This is a genomic window from Candidatus Thorarchaeota archaeon, assembly GCA_013388835.1.
Lineage (GTDB): Archaea > Asgardarchaeota > Thorarchaeia > Thorarchaeales > Thorarchaeaceae > JACAEL01.
In genome coordinates this window covers 1-14,033 of record JACAEL010000004.1, presented here as the reverse complement: position 1 = coordinate 14,033, position 14,033 = coordinate 1, and the positions used below count along the sequence as shown (strand labels likewise).

Annotated in this window: 9 protein-coding genes; 1 reads left to right on the top strand and 8 read right to left on the bottom strand. The window is 55.6% G+C overall.

The annotated features are described in order from the left end of the window. The first annotated feature begins 146 nt into the window (after positions 1–146). Positions 147–488 carry a hypothetical protein gene (locus tag HXY34_00435; protein ID NWF94590.1) on the top strand — a complete coding sequence of 114 codons (342 nt, stop codon included), beginning with the start codon at positions 147–149 and terminating at the stop codon, positions 486–488. A gap of 50 nt (positions 489–538) precedes the next feature. Here the strand turns inward: HXY34_00435 and HXY34_00430 are convergent, their stop codons facing one another. The 8 genes from HXY34_00430 to HXY34_00395 all read right to left on the bottom strand — a co-directional run. Next, a complete protein-coding gene (locus HXY34_00430; GenBank protein NWF94589.1) occupies positions 539–1,291 on the bottom strand; it encodes a DUF2695 domain-containing protein in 753 nt (250 codons plus the stop codon). A 240-nt stretch (positions 1,292–1,531) separates the two neighbouring features. Beyond that, positions 1,532–1,714 carry a 4Fe-4S binding protein gene (locus HXY34_00425; GenBank protein ID NWF94588.1) on the bottom strand — a complete coding sequence of 61 codons (183 nt, stop codon included), beginning with the start codon at positions 1,712–1,714 and terminating at the stop codon, positions 1,532–1,534. Positions 1,715–2,414: 700 nt separating this feature from the next. Continuing rightward, complete coding sequence (locus HXY34_00420) at positions 2,415–2,654, bottom strand: Lrp/AsnC family transcriptional regulator (protein NWF94587.1); 240 nt, start codon at positions 2,652–2,654, stop codon at positions 2,415–2,417. A 46-nt stretch (positions 2,655–2,700) separates the two neighbouring features. Next, on the bottom strand, positions 2,701–4,539 hold the full coding sequence (uvrC, locus tag HXY34_00415) for an excinuclease ABC subunit UvrC (protein NWF94586.1): 1,839 nt from the start codon (positions 4,537–4,539) through the stop codon (positions 2,701–2,703). 88 nt (positions 4,540–4,627) lie between these two features. Next, on the bottom strand, positions 4,628–7,468 hold the full coding sequence (gene uvrA / locus HXY34_00410) for an excinuclease ABC subunit UvrA (GenBank protein ID NWF94585.1): 2,841 nt from the start codon (positions 7,466–7,468) through the stop codon (positions 4,628–4,630). Next, positions 7,465–10,386, bottom strand: a complete 2,922-nt coding sequence (uvrA, locus tag HXY34_00405; GenBank protein NWF94584.1) for an excinuclease ABC subunit UvrA — start codon at positions 10,384–10,386, stop codon at positions 7,465–7,467. Before uvrA (HXY34_00405) ends, uvrA (HXY34_00410) begins: the two co-directional genes overlap by 4 nt. A gap of 1 nt (position 10,387) precedes the next feature. After that, positions 10,388–12,370 (bottom strand): excinuclease ABC subunit UvrB, encoded by a 1,983-nt coding sequence (gene uvrB / locus HXY34_00400; protein NWF94583.1) that lies wholly within the window; start codon positions 12,368–12,370, stop codon positions 10,388–10,390. A 421-nt stretch (positions 12,371–12,791) separates the two neighbouring features. Then, positions 12,792–14,033, bottom strand: a 1,242-nt coding sequence (locus HXY34_00395) for a hypothetical protein (protein NWF94582.1), incomplete at its 5' end; no start/stop codon positions are given.

Genomic DNA, 14,033 nt, shown 5'->3' with positions numbered 1-14,033 from the left:
TGTTATGTCCGAGAGCTCGTATGGGACTCGGGGAACCTCAGGTACTAGTACAGGCGTGGCCGCCATTGGAAGTGCCGGGACTAGGACCGAAATGATTACTAGCAGAGAGATATGCTGTGGGTGGGTTCAATTCATCTCACACCTCAATGAAGCAACTGAATGGCATTGGAGCCAATCACACATATGCATTGCTATGTCATCCCTTTTTCATCACGAGGAGGCTGGTGATTCTGAAGCTGTTCTATTGGGTAGATCCTTCAAAGTACGACGCGTGTCTGGACCGGGTTCAGAAGGAGTTTGGCATGCACAGGGAAGTCGACGAAGAGAAGACCTTTCTGATGCTGGACGACAAGTCACGAATCGAGCACTTCAGCGGATCATTTGACCCGAGTACTGATGAGAAGGCTCACATCCGAGTGGTCATCAATGACGAGTCGCTCAAGGACTTCTTTGACTCTGTCTTTGGTCCACCGTATCGTGTGAGGTAGCAGTGGGCGGGTGAACTTGGCCACTGCCATGCGCACCCGCCGGGGTGGTCTCAGTTCTCTTCTAGCTTAGGCAGACGACTGAATCTGGGTATGTTATCAGAGCTGTTTAGCAAGACTTCACAGTCGCAGTGTCCTCCGGTAGCATACAGCCTCCTCTTGACTGCTTCAAAGTCGATGTCATGCATTCTGCAGAAGTGCTTCACGAAGCTCAGGTCACCTCTGCACCCTGCGCCGACGAGTCCCTCATCTGAGCCCAGCGAACACATCATAGACACGTAATCGAATAGGTCTCCGTAGTACTCTGCGGACTCCGGACGTAGTGAGTCTGCAATGGGCGTGCACTCAGTGCAGAGCCCCTCGATCTCGCCGCCACGCTCTGTGATTATCGGGTATCCGCACCCGGAGCAGCGAGTCCAGACGTACTGGTCAACCTCTGGGGGGGTCATTACAAAACCAGTCTCCGCACTCGCACTCTGCAAGATGAAGTGGTTCTCCTCCAGATACCTGAGCATCTCAAGCATGGCTTTCGTCTTCTCAATCAGGGCATGGAGTGTGGGACTGTCCAGTAGGATTTCAAGCGGCTGGATGGTTATTGGTCTACACGACGCACAACGACACGCATGCGTATACAGCCCGGTGTCAGGGCAACGGTCCTCTCCCTCTCCTTCTTCTCCTTCCGATGTCACCTGTACAACCTCTGGTCCACTGGAGCCGACAGCTCCTGCTGGGTGGTCTTGGGGCTGCGTGAGTATGATTCGTGTGGCATCAGAACGTATTCCCTGTCTGACGTCACTCTCGAACAAGCGGCAAGCAATCTGCTCATATCGAGGCATCACTCCAACAACAGGAGTGACGCATATGCATCTAAGGTATACACTCGAAGCCACCGAGAGACCCAGTCCGCCCTCTCGCACTTCGCGACTGGCATCTCAATCAGCGACTGGTCATGCGTCTGGCTGTACTCAGCAGAGTGAGAATGCCCACGGAGTCCAATCACCAGCAGTGGCAATAGAGCCCGTGGGCTGGGCTTGCGTTGTTTCCACCTATTCGGAGATGGCGCCCTCTGGGCAGCTGTCAACGCAGGCAAAACACTCTGTGCACTCGTCGGCCCTGTCTACCTGAAAGACCGCCTTCTCCTCAATCACATAAAGCGATGGGTCCACTGGACAGACATCAGCGCATGTACCACATGCAGTGCACTTGTTCTTGTCTACCTTCCAAATCATGTTCTGCACCTCGAACTATGTGTCCGACACTCCAGACTCGCATGGCATGGGCCATATAAACATCGGGGTTGTGTTTCAATCCCCGCAATGTGGGATCTGTCTCTGCGAGCGGCCCGAGGACCATCCATCGTGCAGTCGGAAGAGGAATAGGCCTGCATTTGGGGCAAGTCGTGTGCATAATCACTCTGCAAGGTCGTCTGTGAGTATGCTGTCGAAAGTCAAAACTCAATTATGGGATGGCCCGGTGAGCCCCGGTATGCGGATGGGGCTCGCCGAGCTCGTGTCGATGCAACCTCGCCATGGCAGTCCCATGCCCCTACGCATCTGACGGACGTCGTGGTTCCAGCGTTCCGATGTGTCAGGGAGGCGACTTCCACAGCTGTCTGTGCACTCCGCGCGAACCTGTGATCAAAGCAGCACTTGTCTGGGTGACAGGTACGTGCGGGTGTCCGACGTGGGATTACCACGGAAGGCTTGGGTCAGGCGGCAGAGCCGGGTACATTTTGTTTTTCACCTCGTCCTCCAGTCTGTCCACGGTCCAGAGTACACCCCGAGCAGGAATTGTCCACAACTGAGCGGGCTGAATGTCGGATTCATGCACAAGGGTCCACTGCGCGGCCACCCACCAAGTGGAGGTTATTAGGCTCACAACGGAGATGTCTCGATTCATGCAGGTGGAGACGATGGTCATCAGCGTCTGTCACGCGTGTATCGCGATAAAGGACTCGTAGTCTTCGATGCCATCTATCCTCGGGAGATCATAGAGGGCGAACCTCCGGTAGTCGTCGAGCGAGTCCACATCAACTACTGCGATTATGTCGTAGGGTCCAGTATAGACAGAACATGCCTGTGATACTACTCGCTGTTCCCTTAGGTACCGCCTCACCTGCTCCATCTTCGCAGCACTCGTCTTTACTGCAACGAATACACGAAAGGGCATTCCACCTCACCCTGCTGACCTAGAGTCAGTAGTTGTCCGTACATCCTTATGTTTCTGTTGATTCATTGTTGTCCACTTGGCCTTTCCTGCTGTCAAGCCAAGTCCTCAGTTCTGTGGCAGCCTTCTCAGTCATTCCCTCGACCTGGGCGAGCTGCGCGACAGTCGCCTGTCGGACCCCTTCAATGGTGCCGAAGACTTCGATCAGAGCCTTGCGCCGCTTCGGGCCGATTCCGGGGGCGTCTTCGAGGAGGGACCCTGTGAAGTGTTTCTCCCTTAACCTGTGATGGTACTTCTGAGCAAACCTGTGAGCCTCATCGCGTATCCTCTGGAGAAGACGGAGCGCGTCCGAGTCCCTGGCAAGTGTGATGCCTTCGGGCGAGTCGCTAGTGAAGATTGTCTCTTCACGCTTTGCAAGCCCTGCCACAGGCAGATAGTCCAAGCCCAGCTCACTGAGAGCCGATTGAGCGACTGAGAGCTGTCCCTTTCCACCATCCACTATGACAAGGTCGGGCAGTGGTTCTCCACGTTCGAGCACTCCCTTGTAGCGGCGGAAGACAACTTCGCGCATCATAGCGTAGTCGTCCGGGGTCTCCTTGACTCGCACACGAAACATTCTGTATTTCTTGTTGTCCGGCTGCCCATTTCGGAACACCACACAGGAACCAGTTGGATCGGTCCCCTGTATGTTGGCTATGTCAAAACACTCTATGTGCATCGGGACGTGGCTGAGACCGAGGACCTCCTTCAGGTCCTTCACACCGTTGTCCACTATCTCGTCTTCGCTCTCACCCAGAATGAGGATTTTTCTCAGGGACCGCATTGCATTGTTGTTTGCCATCCGTACCAGTTCCTGCTCCCGCGTATCGGACGGGGGACGAATCGTGACAGGGGTGCTGCATCCCTCGCTCAACCAGCTGGCGAGCTGAGTCTGAGTAGGAATGGGAGTCGGGAGCAAGATCTCGTCGGGCAACTGGGGGAGTTCGAAGTAGAACTGCTCGACAAAGGCTGTGACTAGGTCCTCATCACTTGTCTCGAGTGTCTCTTCAAACAGGAAGTGGTCTGTTCCAATCAACATTCCCCCGCGAATCACCATCACTTGTATCAAACTGGAGGTCTCAGTCCTCGAGATGCCAATCACATCTCGGTTGTGTCCATCAGTGTCAATGACCTGTTGCCGGCGCATCATTATCTCCAGGTCCATCAGCCTGTCGCGAAGGAGTGCTGCTCTCTCGAACTGAAGGCTCTCAGAGGCGGCCGCCATCTCCCGGCGTATGACATCTGCCAGAAGGGCCTCGTTGCCCTCAAGGAACAGGCACAGCTGTTCAATCAGCTTCCTGTACTCGTGCTTGTCAACATCATCCCTGCAAGGCCCCATACACCGCTGTATGTGAAAGTCCATGCACTCCCGTTTCACTGACTCGGGGCGCTTGCAGATTGCCACGGGCAAGAACTTCCTCAGAGTCTCAAGGAATCGGTCAAGTCTCTTCGTGCTGCCATATGGACCAAAGTATCTCGCTCCATCCTTGCTGACATCTCTTGTCACCTCTACGGTCGGTATGGGACTTGTCGTGTCTATGCGGATCCATGCATGCCTTCTGTCGTCCTTGAGAGAGATGTTGTACTTCGGCTGGTGCTTCTTTATCAGTGTCATCTCAAGAAGGAGTGCCTCTCGCTCCGTGTTGGTCACTATTGTCTCAAGGTCTTCGGCCCGCTGCATCAGCTCCCATGTCTTCCTGTCCAGCCCTCTCCTGCGCATGTAGGACTGTACACGCTTCCTCAGCTCCTTGGCCTTGCCCACATAGAGGACCTTTCCCTCCCGGTCCTTCCACAGATAGACGCCTGGCTGAAGAGGCAGGTCGTCAACAAGCCGTCGAAGCTCAGCCATTCAGTAACACCAGCAACGCCGTTGTAGTGTGTGTTCACTCACTGATGCAGACTTGCCGACTATCGAGATAAGCCTGATGAAGTGTCGACTAGTCTGCAGGGAATGACAAGACACCCCTGAGATGCTGTCCGGTGTGAGATGCCTTCACAGCACAGATGTCTTCAGGAGTCCCGCAGGCGATGACCTCTCCGCCTTCGTCACCGCCCTCCGGACCAAGGTCAATGATCCAGTCGGCGGTCTTTATCACCTCAAGATTGTGTTCAATCACGATTACCGTATTCCCCGCGTCGACAAGTCTTCCCAACACCTTCAGAAGTACATGCACGTCAGAGGCTGAGAGACCTGTCGTTGGCTCGTCGAGTATGTAGAGCGTGTTCCCTGTGTTCTTCCGGGCGAGCTCAGCTGCGAGCTTCATGCGTTGGGCCTCGCCGCCACTCAGGGTTGTCGCAGGCTGTCCGAGCTGAACATACGACAGACCGACATCCTTCAAGGTCTGTAGCTTGTCCACAATGTCAGGGATGTCCGCAAAGAACTCAAGCGCTTCACCGACCTCCATTGAGAGCACGTCAGTGATGTTCCGACCCTTATAGGTGACCTCAAGGGTCTCCCGGTCGAAGCGTTGTCCGTTGCACGCGTCACACTTCACATAGACATCGCTCATGAAATGCATCTCCACACGAAGAAGACCACTCCCCTGACACTTCTCGCACCTGCCAGCTCGCGTGTTGAAGCTGAAGCGTCCTGCAGTGTAGCCTCTTGCCTTCGCCTCAGGCATCCTTGCAAAGAGCTCTCGGATGCTGTCGAAGACCTTCGTGTAGGTCGCAGGATTCGACCTCGGGGTGCGGCCGATTGGGGACTGGTCGACGAGTATTAGTCGGTCAATGTTCTCAGTCCCTTCAATGGAGTCGTATGCGCCGGGCTCTACCGAGGCACCATTGATCTGTCGGGCCAGCGCCTTGTAGAGGGTCTCGTTGACGAGTGTTGACTTGCCTGACCCCGACACCCCTGTCACACAGACCATCATTCCCAGCGGAATCTCCACGGTCACCGCCTTTAGGTTGTTGGCACGACAGCCTCGCAGCCAGATTGATTGTCCGTTTCCCCTGCGTCGCTGTCTGGGGACTGGAATCTGTTTCCTACCGGCAAGATACTGTGCGGTCAGTGACTTCGGGTCTGCTAGGACTTGCTCCGGTGGTCCCTCTGCCACGACTCTTCCGCCATGGATGCCCGCCGCGGGACCTAGGTCTATCACATGGTCTGCAGCGTAGATTGTGTCCCTGTCATGCTCCACCACTAGTACCGTGTTGCCGAGGCTTCGGAGATCAGTCAACGTCTTGAGGAGTCTACCGATATCCCGAGGATGAAGCCCCACACTGGGTTCGTCCAAGCAGTACAGAACGCCAGTCAGCGCGGACCCGATCTGTGTGGCGAGTCGGATTCTCTGGCTCTCACCGCCGCTGAGGGTCATGGACTTGCGGTCTAGGCTGAGATAGTCGAGTCCGACGGACATTATGAACCTGAGCCGTGCAAGAATCTCCTTCAGTATGAGCCGTGCTATCTTTGCGTCACGTTCAGACAGCTGAAGGCTGCTGAAAAACGAGTAGGCCTCCTTGATGGTCATTGAGGTGACTTCATCTATGCTCTTCCCGCCGACTGTGACTGCCAGACTCTCAGGACGGAGCTTCTTGCCTCCGCATGACGGACATGCTCCCGCACGCGTGTACCTTGAAAGTATCCTCTCCTTGTAGTCGGGGTTGTACTCTTCTCCAAGATGGCGGCGGAGTCTGGGAATCATTCCCTCCCAGTTACGAGTGGTCTGGCTGCTTATCAGTCGGCCCTTGTAGTCTGTGTATTCGTTCTTGAATGTGACGCGGTACGAGGGTCGTCCCCATAGAATGACTTCCTTGGCGGTGTCTGACAGCTCTTCCCATGGGGTGTCAATCGAGAAACCAGCTGCCTCTCCGAGGGCCTCAAGCAGCAGCATGGGCCAGCTGACTGACGTGCGCGCCCACGGATGCAACGCCCCTTGACGCAAGCTCAACTTCTTGTCCGGAACGATGAGGTCCGGGTCAAAGTCGAATATCTCGCCGAGACCGTTGCAGGTCGGGCAGGCTCCCGCAGGTGTGTTGTACGAGAAGGCCTTCGGACCGAGCTTGTCGTACTGCACGCCACACTTTGGGCACATGAGCCGCTCTGCGAAAGTCAGGTCTGGCACGTCCTCCCTCGCAACGATGGCTACTCCATCACCGGTCTCAAGAGCGGTCTCAATCGACCCCACAAGACGTTCACGGTCCTTCTGGGCCAGGTCGATTCGGTCCACCACAACTTCGATGCTGTGTTTCTTTCTCCCATCCAGTTCCAGACCTCCAATGTCGTGGTACTCACCATCCACTCTCAGCCTCGCAAAGCCGCTCTGAGCCAGCTGGACGATTGTGTCCTCGTGCTTTCCGGTTTCCTCACGTATCACCGGTGCCAGTATGTGGACTCGCTGGCCGCCGTTCTCGCTCAGCAGCAGGGTTGCCACAGACTCTGCAGTGAGTTGTTCCATGGGTCTCCTACACTTGATGCAGTGCGGTGTCCCAATGTTCGCGTAGAGGAGTCGAAGATAGTCGTGTATCTCAGTACTCGTAGAGACCGTGCTCCGTGGGTTCTTGGTCCCTCCCTTCTGTTCTATGGATATGGCTGGTGGCAGACCGGTAATCGACTCGACACGCGGCTTGTCAAGACGCCCCAAGAACCGACGGGCATAACTGGAGAGTGACTCAACGTATCGTCGCTGCCCCTCAGCAAAGACACAGTCGAATACAAGCGTTGACTTGCCCGAGCCACTGGGACCAGTGACAACGACCAGTTGGTTTCGCGGAATGTCTACGGAGATGCGCTTCAGGTTGTGCTCTTCCGCTTTCCTGACACGAATGAAGCCGGTCACCTGTCCGTCACAGCCCCTGACACTGTCTGCTGATTGCCGTGGTCCTCGTGGACCCCAAGCATATCCTTCAGGAACCTCCCCGTGTACGATGCCCTGACCCCTGCGACCTGTTCGGGAGTTCCCTCTGCCACTAGGTACCCTCCCTCGTCCCCGCCCTCAGGTCCAAGGTCGATGACCCAGTCTGCGGTCTTGACAACATCAAGCTGGTGTTCGATGACAATCACTGTGTTTCCTAGGTCTACAAGCCTGTGCAGTACCTCCAGCAACTTCTTGATGTCCGCAGAGTGAAGACCGGTCGTTGGTTCGTCAAGCAGGATCAGTGTCTGACCAGTGGCCGGGCGAGAGAGATACTTGCTCAGCTTGATTCTCTGTCCCTCGCCTCCTGACAGCGTTGTGGCGGGCTGTCCGAGCTGCACATATCCCATCCCCACTTCCAGAAGTGTCTGGAGCTTCCGCCTGATGACTGGCACGTCGGCGAAGAACTCATAGGCCTCATCCACTCTCATGGCCAGGACGTCAGCTATGTTCTTTCCTTTGAAACGCACATTCAGGGTCTCACGGTTGTAACGTCGTCCTTTGCACTCGGAGCACGTGACCTCCACAGGAGGCAAGAACTGCATCTCAATGACCTCTACTCCTGCGCCCTTGCACTTCTCGCATCTGCCCCCCTTCACATTGAAGCTGAATCGCCCGGGACCATAGCCGCGTATCTTTGCTTCCGGTAGACTGGCAAAGAGGTCCCTGATGTTGGAGAACAGGCTGACGTAGGTTGCAGGATTCGAGCGTGGGGTTCGTCCAATAGGGCTCTGGTCAATGATGATCACCTTGTCCAGTTGCTCGACGCCCAGTATCGCATCATGTTCACCAGGTGGGTCCCTCGCTCCGTAGAAGCGTCGTGACAACTCCCTCTGGAGAGTCTCAGTAATCAGACTGCTCTTCCCAGAGCCACTGACACCGGTCACTGCTATGAATAGACCAAGAGGTATGCGTACACTGATGTTCTTCAGATTGTGGTGCCGTGCGCCCTTCACCTCGATGTAGCGACCATTCGGCTTGCGTCGCTGTGCTGGGATCGGGATGACCTCCTCGCCCCGAAGGAACTTGGCGGTAAGTGACTCCTTGGACTTCATGACCTCCTCGCGTGTTCCTGCCACGACAACCCTTCCGCCCTCAGCCCCAGCACCTGGGCCGAGATCGACGATGTAGTCTGCGGCCTCCATCGTTGACTCGTCATGCTCCACGACAATCACTGTGTTACCGAGGTCTCTCAGTCTCAGCAGTGACTTGAGTAGACGCAGGTTGTCCCTCTGATGCAGACCTATGGAGGGCTCGTCGCAGACATATGTCACTCCCACAAGGTTCGACCCAATCTGACTTGCCAATCGTATCCTCTGCGCCTCACCGCCTGCAAGGGATGGTGCAGGCCTGTCCAGTGTGAGATAGTCCAGTCCGACATCACACAGGAATCCGATGCGCCCCTCGATCTCCTTCAGGATAGGTCTCGCGATGGGGGCCTCATGGTCGGAGAGCTTGACGCTCTTGAGGAACTCCCTGAGGTCTCTGACAGACATGCGGTCGAGTTCAACAATCGACTTGTCTCGGAACTTGACGGCCTGTGCCTCGGGACGAAGTCGCTTCCCCTTGCAGACCGGACATACAGTCTCTGGCATGTACTGCTCAAGCTTGGTCCTGATGTAGCTGGACTGGGTCTGCCGGTAGTTACGCCGCATGTACTCGACAACGCCTCTGAAGGGCGCAACGGATGTGCCCTCCCACTGAGTCCTGTCAGGGTCGTCACCCCACTTCCAGTGGACCTCTATCTCTTCGGTGCCTGTGCCGTACAGGACTCTGTCCCGGTGCTCCTTTGCCAGCTCACGCCATGGGACATGCATGGAGAAACCATAGTGGTCCGCAACGGCCTTCAGTTGCCCCGACTTCGCCATCCAGTTGTACGGTGCAATTGCTCCCTGTGCAAGACTCAGAGAGTCGTCAGGCACAAGGAGACGCGGATCAACATCGCGTGTCACCCCGAGACCGGTGCACTCCGGGCAAGCACCGTGCGGAGTGTTCCATGAGAACAGACGTGGTTCCATCTCTGGCAGGCTTATCCCGCAGTCCACGCATGCGAACCTGTTGGAGAGGGTGATGTTCTGGTCGCCCGTGTCAATTACGACTACACCATCGGCCATCTTCAACGCCGTCTCGATGGCCTCCGAGACTCTGGCTCGCTCTGAGTCTTCCACTGCAAGCCTGTCTATGATGACCTCAATGGTGTGCTCGAAGTACCTGTCGAGGGACATCCCCTCCTCAAGCTCTTTGACCTCTCCATCAACGCGAGCACGGACGTAGCCCTTCTGACGCAGCTCCCTGAACTCCTTTCTGTACTCTCCCTTGCGGCCTCTCACAATCGGAGCCAGTATGGAGATCTTGGTCCCTATACCGAGCGCAAGGACCCGGTCGACCATCTGCTGTGCTGTCTGAGGCTCAATCACCTTCCCGCACCGTGGGCAGTGCGGAATCCCGACACGTGCGTAGAGAAGTCTCAGGAAGTCATATATCTCAGTGATAGTGCCGACAGTACTCCGGGGGTTACGCCCAGCACTCTTCTGGTCGATGGATATTGAGGGTGACAGGCCCGAAATGAAGTCGACTTTGGGCTTCTCAAGGAGACCTATGAACTGGCGAGCGTATGGTGAGAGCGACTCGACAAATCTTCTCTGCCCCTCCGCGAAGATTGTGTCAAAGACAAGACTGGACTTGCCCGACCCTGACACACCGGTCACCACAGTGAACTTCTCTCGCGGGATGTCAACATCGATGTGGCGTAGATTGTGTTCAGCGGCCCCACGGACCACGATGTCATGCGGGCCCTCCACTTCCGTTTCGCTGTCCTCAGGGACTTCCTTCAGGACTGCCATTCTACCGCCCCTCTATCCGCGCTCTCAGTTCCTTGACCTGGTCTCTCAACTCAGCAGCTCTCTCGAACTCGAGGTCTCTGGCTGCCTTGCGCATGTCCTCTTCGAGATTGACTATAAGGTCCATCAACGCCTCCATCTCGATGACATCAAGATCTGGCAGCTTGGCCTGAACCGTCTTGGCAGCCTTGGATGCGATGCCCTGGGCAATGTCTCTGATGTCCTTCTGAACGCTCTGAGGCACAATCCCATGCTCTTCGTTGTATCTCAGCTGATAGGCCCGCCTTCTGTTCGTTTCACTGATTGCGGAACTCATCGCCTCAGAGATGTGGTCTGCGTACAGAATCACTCTTCCGTTGACATTCCTGGCCGCTCTGCCCATGGTCTGTATGAGTGCCCACTCGCTACGGAGGAAGCCCTCCTTGTCGGCGTCCATTATGGCCACGAGCGACACCTCTGGTATGTCCAGCCCCTCTCTCAACAGATTGATGCCCACCAGGACATCGAACTTGCCAAGACGCAGCTCCCTGATTATCTCGATGCGTTCCACTGTGCCAATGTCAGAGTGGAGGTATCTTGCCTTCACACCTGATTCCGTCAGATACTCCGAGAGCATCTCTGCGGTCTTCTTGGTCAGGGTCGTGACAAGCACACGCTCTCCTCTCTCAGCCGTCTTCCGTATCTCGACAAGCAAGTCGTCTACCTGGGCCTTGATGGGCCTGACGGTTATCTCCGGGTCGACAAGACCGGTGGGTCGCACGAGCTGCTCGACTATCTGCTTGCTATGCCTTCTCTCGTACGGTCCCGGTGTCGCACTTGTGTAGATGACGTGCTTCATGTACCTCTTGAACTCGTCAAAGGTGAGTGGTCTGTTGTCGAGCGCAGAGGGCAGTCTGAATCCATAGTCCACGAGGTTCTTCTTCCGCGCAAGATCGCCGTGATACATCCCATTGATCTGAGGGATTGTCATGTGGCTCTCGTCGACGATCATGAGGAAGTCTTGGGGAAAGTAGTCCAGTAGAACGTAGGGTGGCTGCCCTTCCTTGCGCCCCTCAATGTGGCGTGAGTAGTTCTCAATGCCATCGCACCTGCCAGTCTCACGAAGCATCTCGAGGTCGTACATGGTCCTGCGTCTTAGTCGCTCGGCCTCCACGAGCTTTCCCTGTTTCTGGAACCACTCGACTCGCTCATTCATCTCCTGCTCAATGGACCCGAGTGCGCGCTCGATGTGTTCCTGTCTTGCAACATGATGTCGTCCGGGGTATATCGTCGCCCAGGTCCCCTCCCAGACTCTCTTCATGCTCACAGGCTCCATAGTGTAGAGTCTGGAGAGGACATCCCCATCTAGCTCCAGCCGCAGGATGTCCTTCGTATACGCGGGCCGCACATCAATCACATCGCCACGGGCCCTGAATGTACCCGGCTTCATCTCGACATCGTTGCGTTCATACTGCATCGCTATGAGCTGCCTGAGGACCTGCCTTCGGTCATACTGCTTTCCAACCTCAAGCATCAATGTCATGGTGTCGTATTCGCGGGGGTCACCCAGACCAAAGAGACAGGACACTGACGCCACGACTATCACATCCTCACGAGTCATCAGCGCTCTAGTGGCTGAGTTGCGTAGCCGCTCTATCTCCTCGTTGATCTCTGTCTCCTTCTCGATGTACATGTCCTTGCTGGGCACATACGCCTCCGGCTGATAGTAGTCGTAGTATGAGATGAAGTACTCGCAACTGTTGTTGGGGAAGAACCTCCGATACTCCGAGACGAGCTGGGCGGCGAGTGTCTTGTTGTGCGATATGACCAGAGTCGGGCGTCCGTATTGAGCAATGACGTTTGCCATTGTGAAAGTCTTGCCTGAGCCAGTCACTCCCAGAAGCGTCTGCTCACTGAGCCCTGACCTCAGTCCTTCTACCAACCTAGTGATCGCCTGTGGTTGGTCACCTGTGGGTTTGAAAGGAGCTTCTAGCTGGAAGACTGCCATCTACTCACCTCGGACAGGTCTGCTCTGGGTGCAAGCCAAGTTAACATTGCGATAGGGCCACGCACCAATTGCCAGCCCACGCATGCCGACCCGTGTCAACCTAGATTGTTACTGGGGTGCAAGATGCATTCTAGAGCACAGTGCAGACCCTGAGGGGTGAGCGAGACTATTCCGCTATGTAGGAGTTGCTCGGTGATGCCGAGCTGGTGGTTCCATGCTAGGTGTCCCAGACCGTCGTGCCCTTGGGCATTGCTTGCGTCAACAGCATCGAGCGGCGCCAGTGTGTCATGCCGTCTCACAATGCTGTTTCTCTGCAATGACCCGCGTATCGGCCGCCTGTTGCTCGCTAGAAGCTGCCTAAGCAGCCTCTAGCACTGAAGACATCCGGAGAGAGGTCCTCATGGTAGCCATGACGTGGTGACTAGCCCAGTGGAGTTCTCCGTCTTGCGCCTAGCACTACCACAGCGACGACTACTACCGCGGATGCAACACCCGCTGTCACGAGCACTGGCAACAGGTAGTCTGCCTCGACCACATAGACAAAGACACTGTCCGTCACTATGTTCATGGATGCGTCCGCCACATAGAGCGTGAAGTTGTAACATCCCAGGGTCAGATTGTCTATCTTGATTGTGATAGGACCACCGTCCCAAAAGATGTTCATCGCGTAGAGGGTGTCGTTCTTGAAGACCATCCAGAGCAGTGGATCAGTGTCGGTTGCATTCCATGTTATGCTGTGTCCAGTGGTGTTGACTACATATGTCATGTCCGGAGGACTGCTCACCGTGGGTGGTTCGTTCGGTCTGAGGAAGTATCTGGGGTTCTTGGCAAGCCGGCAGAACTCGTCGATGGCGCGGTCGGAGAATAGAAATGGCCCTGAGGTGACCATGGTTTCCGGGTCCGGGTTCCAGCTGGACCAGTTACTCGGAGTAATGGAGGCGAAGGCAAGTTCTGAGATCACATACTTGTACGCTATGGTATGCAGATGCCAGTAGGACTCTGTGGAAAACTCCACCACAAGCTCATATGGTGTGGGGGCAGTTGCTGATACCATGTCCACAAGGTCAACCCCAAGCCAGATACCAAATCCGTTCTTGTAGAAGTTCAGACTGAAGGCGATGTCATCAGCAGTCAGTGGCCACCCATTGCTCCAAGTCGCGTTCCGTACGACTTGAAAGACGAACCTTGTATGCCCAGACGGGATGGATGAGTTCTGGGCGTGTGTCTGCGCCGTGTATGACGTTGCTAACCATGGCAGGTCTTTGCCGTCTGGACCTCTTCTCAGTAGTGAATCATAGAGATTATCAAGCATCCTGTCTGCAATCGTAACGGGGCTCCTCATGAAGTTGAGGTCTGGGCACCAATCCATGCCGTAGCGGAAATCACCACCCGTCGGGCCTCCCTCTGACTGCTTCAGATGAACCCTGTAGTTTGTCCAGAAGTTAGGCGTGCCATAAAGGGCATCATTGACATGGCCAGCATACTTGTCGGTCCGATATGCATACAGTACTTGGTTCTCGTAGCAGATAAGACTGGGCACTTGATAGACCCAGATCTTCTGCATCTCTATGGCTGCCTCGTAGACCTCATCATAGTCAGTTGAGTGAAGCAGCTGGTCGCGCCATGAGTCATAGCTGGCGTTCTTGAACATTGGGAAGTTGTA